The 5,696-nt window shown below is 35.9% G+C and carries 4 protein-coding genes; all 4 read right to left on the bottom strand.

Annotation, left to right across the window (positions count from 1 at the left end; genetic code table 11):
* Window positions 1–469: magnesium chelatase domain-containing protein (locus WBM60_RS06630; RefSeq protein WP_424282885.1), on the bottom strand; the 469-nt coding region annotated here is incomplete at its 3' end.
* 277 nt (window positions 470–746) lie between these two features.
* Complete coding sequence (locus tag WBM60_RS06625; RefSeq protein ID WP_424258827.1) at window positions 747–2,522, bottom strand: hypothetical protein; 1,776 nt, start codon at window positions 2,520–2,522, stop codon at window positions 747–749.
* A gap of 9 nt (window positions 2,523–2,531) precedes the next feature.
* Window positions 2,532–3,764 (bottom strand): DUF4249 domain-containing protein, encoded by a 1,233-nt coding sequence (locus WBM60_RS06620; protein WP_424258825.1) that lies wholly within the window; start codon window positions 3,762–3,764, stop codon window positions 2,532–2,534.
* 4 nt (window positions 3,765–3,768) lie between these two features.
* Window positions 3,769–5,696: TonB-dependent receptor plug domain-containing protein (locus WBM60_RS06615; protein ID WP_424282884.1), on the bottom strand; the 1,928-nt coding region annotated here is incomplete at its 5' end.

Raw genomic sequence — 5,696 nt, 5'->3', positions numbered from 1 at the left:
CAACCCCATATACTTCCAGACCATCAACAATAGCGGCTTCACGGGAGTTTGTTTTGGGAAGAATAAACCCTTTAAACCCTTCTTCCCTGGCTTTAAGGGCAATGGGCAGCGCTCCTTTTATGGGTTGCAGGCTCCCATCCAGGGAGAGTTCTCCCATTATAATATAACGCTCCAGCTGCTCCGCCAAAATCTGGCCCGAAGCGGAAAGAATACCTAGGGCTAGGGTGAGGTCATAAGCCGAGCCCTCTTTTCTTAAATCGGCAGGGGCCATGTTTATGGTGATTTTTTTTCCGGGAATTTTATAGCCGTTATTGAGTAAGGCAGCTGCAATTCTGAAATTACTTTCCCGGATGGCATTGTCGGGCAGACCAACCAAATGATAGCCTATTCCCTTATCCACATTTACTTCTACCGCAATGGTAGTTGCTTCTACTCCAAATACAGCACTACCATAGACTTTTGAAAGCATACTTTTATATCTATGCTATAATTTATTTGATAAAAAGAACATAGATAAAGAACTTTGCTGCATAAAGACTGCGGACAAAGTAGAATCTCATAAATAAAAAGTATGTATGGTTTAATTTTCTTTAGGTGAAAACTGCAGTAAAGACTTCGAAGTAGTCATAATTTCCTCCTTATTCATCATCATTTTCCTGAATTCATTGTTATTGAACAACTTTGTCTGATATATTTTTTGTGGGAAAAGATGTTAAGGTATTAGAAACTTACAATGTTTTGATAAATTAATTAACCCTTATTGACTTAATAATAGACACCGGTTCACCACTATTGGTAAAGCCTTCTAATCGTATTTCAAAGTCTCCTAAGACATCTGATGTATAAAACTCTAATTCCAAGGATTCCTCGTGCACCTGTACTAATGGATTCCAATAAATCTGATGCCTGAAATCCGGAATTCTCGCTGTAGCGTCTAATGATTCCAAATCGTACTTCTGTTTAAAATAAAATTTCTTTGGTAAAGGTTTGAATAGTTTATGACGTAAGGTTTCTGCTTCAACTAAATTCTTCCATAGTTTCCCTTCAAATGTAACAATATCCAATACACCTTGAAATACTTGTGGACCTAATATGTATTTATCCCGAATCACCTGGATCTTTGCTACCCTCCCCGCATCCATATTAAGCAATTCATCTTGCTTTTTAACCCTGAAACCATCGATTATAATTAAGGGTTCAAATCCTGACAATTCCTTGTCAGGGTCATTAGGGCGCACTTGAATCTGTTCTTCACCATTTCCTGTTTTTTTTATCCATACCCCTTGAAGAATCTCAACAATGGTTTCCCTAACAGTTGAAAATCTTGTGTAATTATCCAAGTCATACTCCATACCTGTAAATCCATAAAAGGAAGATCTTTTTTCCGGAACTTTTATACTATCCGGCATAAAAGAGAAGTAATTGTTTTCAATTTGATTATGAATACTTCGTTCCACAAGAACTGGTTTGATCTCCTCTTCCAGTCTAAATTTATTGAAGGATATTTTTGAAACATCCAAGGGTTTGGGAGTATCCATCAAGATAGTATATTTGTCATTATCCTCCAATAATTGCAATATGGCCTCATCTCCTTCATAACTTTCGTTAAGTGTAAAGTAAAATTGTCCCTTGCTATTTGTAGTTACAACTTTAAATATATAATCCTTGCCGGGAACTGATATTGCTATCCTTATTTGAGCTACTCCCATTTTGGGATCAGTTGCTACAACTTTTCCTGAATACAATTCACCCCGTATTTCAGGCAAAATCATTACCACATAGTCTTCATTTGATGCTGTATTATCATGCAAGTACTGATCAGCAAACTCTTTTGCCGATGGCCTATTACTTGCCTTTAATTTGTATAGCTTTCTTACTGACAGTGAATAACTGCCGTTGCCTATTGATGGCTTCTGATTTCGAATAGTGAGCCGAATCTTTTCCCGCTTTTTAAAGTTAAATTTATTAATAGACATATTAATACTTGTGACTTCTTTCTGATTGTCAAATACGCCTAATTTCCTTTTGACAGAATGCTTTGAGTTTATACTGTCTTTAATTTCCTTCATTAATATCTTCTGATCATTTGTATACGGGTTTACAATGGTCAAATCTGCTTGAAAATAATCACTTTGTTCACCATTACGCATTAATCTGGTATATCCAAGAAGTTTATAATTTCCGGAGGGGATGGAAGTGGGAATAAAAAAGTCTCCTTGCGCCCTACCGTTGTCTAAGCTCAATTTGTGGTGAAATATTACGTTTCCCGTACTGCCTATAAGTTTTACGTAGCTTATGGTACTATAATTACTGTAAGTTTGGGATCGCCTATTTAAACAAAAAACACTGTAATATAAATATTCCCCAGTTAGCAAAAAAGAGCTGTTGTAGTCTATATAGATGGTCTCAAGAGGGGAATTAGTTTTATTATATGGAGTAATTACATCAGACTGACCAAGCATGTCGCCACGACCAAAAAGTAATAGGCTACAAATTAGAATAAGTTTACTTATTATATTCATTACACAAAGTTAATCTTCCCAAAATTCAGGTTCTATATTGCTACCCAGAACTGTACAATTACCGCAGGCCGGTGGTGCAATCGTATATGAGTTAATTCCTCCAAAAAATCCTTCTTCATAGCTAATTAGTTTATACCCCTGATTAAGCAGTCTTTGGATAACAGAAAATTCATTTGGGTTGGGACTCGGTGAAGTCGTCACAAAATCAGTATCCGGATTGCAGGATACAAAGTAAGGAGGATTATTCCCATCTTGAAAAATATCTCTAAAATTAAAGAAAATACGTTTATCACTCACAGATGCTACTTCAAAGATTCCAATAACATTTTTATCCGGGTTTTCAATGGCTTCGATATTTCCTTCTACAAATCCCGGCTGCAATTGGGAAAATACACTCTCCAGATCAGAAATCCTAGATAGGGTTTCATAATAAGAATAGGCTTCTTGAGAATGTATAAATTGCTTTACCAGAATACTATATCTAGATTTGAGAATGGGATTATCTCTGGCTATTAAATGTACCTGAATATTCTCCACCTTATTTTGGCTTAGATTGTTCGCACTTGAAAGTATTATTCTATTAGAACCTATGGTATTATAACAGACTCTTTCCTCTCTTGTTTTTACTATAGTATCTAAAACCGGTGGATTTTCAGAAACTACCACCAGGTCCAAATTAATTGCAAATGGAGTGATTATCTGATAGGTTTCTTCATATTCATACCTGAAGAAGGTACTATTACTATCAGAACCAGTACCATCTACAAGGATAGCCACCCCATCTGTACCATTCGCATTTGTGATTCTTTCTGCCCTAATCTCCTCTATTTGACCTGTTCCTGTTAATGTTACGTTCCCAGATTTATACGACCCACCCTCAGAGGTTTCAATAGACAAGGCGTATTCTCTGCCAACTTCAGCCTCAAATTCTGAGTTAGAAACATAGACCCCGGGTGCTGACTCTGAAAATGAATACGTATTGGCAACATTATCGGTAACCTGAACAATAGCATCCGTTTCAGGTTCAATTTCATTATTCTCTAATGGAGTCGTTTTTGAAAGCAGTATTTGTTGTTTTCTTAATTCATCTGTAATTATCGCTTCTACCACTAAAATTTCTTCAAACGTTTGAGTAACCGGTTCAAAAGTTTCAATACAACTGGTAATTATGAGCAATATTGGAGCCGCCAGAATCTTCCGGTAACATGAGGATTTTAATCGATCTAAAAATATAGGATTCACCGGCTCAAAATTTAAAATTGTAGGTTATAGAAGGAACAGGAATCGTGAAAATAGAAGTCTGTAAAGCTTTTATCTTCCCTTGTTCTGACACAAAAAACACAGAATATGGATTGTTTCTCCCCAATACATTGTATATCGAAAAAGTCCAAAAACTATGTGCCAATTTATTTTTTTTATGATTTCCTTCTACATTAAATCCAATATCTAACCTATAATAATCAGGAATCCTAAACTGGTTTCTGTCGCTAAAGGCAACAAATTGTGAACCATTAAAGGTAAAATTACCGACCGGAAAGGTTACGGGCCTTCCTGTTTGATATACAAAGTTTGTAGAAAAGCTAAACCGTTTTGTAAATTTATAATTGGCCACGATACTAATATCATGTGGTTTATCATAATTAGAAGGAAAAAACATTCCATCATTGACACGTTCTTCATTAAATTCACTGTCAAATTTTGTAAAAGACCTGGAATAAGTATAACCGAACCATCCATTAAGTTTTCCAAAGTTCTTTCTTATCAAAAACTCCAACCCATATGCTTTTCCTTGTCCCTGAAGCACCTCCGTTTCAACATTTTCATTTAGTAAAATCTGCGAACCTGTTTTAAAATCTAAAATATTATCCGATGTTTTATAGTACCCTTCAAGACTCAACTCATAAATATTTTCCTTTAAATTTTTGAATAAACCAATTGCGTATTGATTTGACTGTTGAGGCTTAATGTTTAAATCAGACAATATCCAGGTATCAATAGGTGATGCTGTAGTATTATTGGTTAGCCTGTGAATGAACTGGTAGGAATTATTAAATGATGCTTTTATTGAAAAATCTTCCGCCAGCAAGTACCTTGCGGAAATACGGAACTCTGGGCCTCCATAAGTTTCTATTACTTCATTAGTACCATATTCTGTTGTGGCAATTACTGTTTCCGATGACTTGGGTTGTCCTTCTTGATAGGTGTTTTGGATGCTGGGACCCAATGCGTTAAAAACGGAAAATCGAATACCGGCATCAACAGAAAGCTTTTTGGTGATATCTATATCACCAGAAATAAAGACAGCTGACTCCAATCCCCGCTCTTTAGCTATCTCAACAGGTGAAACCAATGACTCGTCCCCAATTGGCCTTAAACTCCCCGGTTCAATAGTGTAAAGTTTACTTGCAATACCATAATCCAAAACAAATCTGGTACTTATTAATCTCCTAAGCTTTAGCTTAAGACCTGTTTCATTTATCTTATAACCTAGCTTAAAATTGTCGCTGGAATTGCCCTTAAATTGTATGTCAAAATCATACTGACTATTGGCTATTGTAAGATTTAAATTATTCTTATTATTGATCCTATGGTTCCAATTTAATGTAAATAGCCTATTCTCATATATAAACAAGGAGTCTGACGTGATGCTAAAATCGTCTCTACTAGTGTAAGCTGTTCCCTTTATTTGGTTGTTCTCATTAATCTGATGTTCATATGTAGCGGTAAAATCATAAAAGGAAGCTTCACTTCTATTTAGGGATTCTTCATCTAAGGATCTTAGGATCCAATTAGCATATGCTCCTCTCCCCGCAATCATTAATGATGACTTATCTTTAACAACAGGTATTTCTAGTGCAAGATTTCCGGTTACAGGACCAATTGAGCCTTCGCCAGAAAGTTTATCTGTAGTCGCCTTTTTAGTTTTTAAATCAAAGACTGAGGAAAGTCTTCCACCATACTCAGCGGGAATGCTGCCCTTATAAATTTCTACTTGTCCAAGGGTAAAACTATTCAAAGCTGAAAAGATTCCAAAGAAATGTTGTGGACTATATATGACTGCGTTATCAAAAAGAAATAGATTCTGATCCGTCTTGCCACCTCTGACATTAAAACCGGATGATCCTTCACCCGCAGTTGAAATGCCCGGTAAACTTGTAGCCACTTTTAAAACGT

The sequence above is a fragment of the Eudoraea sp. genome, from assembly GCF_049669105.1.
Classification (GTDB): Bacteria; Bacteroidota; Bacteroidia; order Flavobacteriales; family Flavobacteriaceae; genus Eudoraea.
The sequence above is the reverse complement of the archived record's forward strand: the minus strand, read 5'-3'. Positions and strand labels throughout refer to the sequence as shown.

Coding starts and splice junctions, on each gene's coding strand:
- WBM60_RS06625 (WP_424258827.1), bottom strand. CDS start 2,522: ATGAATATAATAAGTAAACTTATTCTAATTTGTAGCCTATTACTTTTT.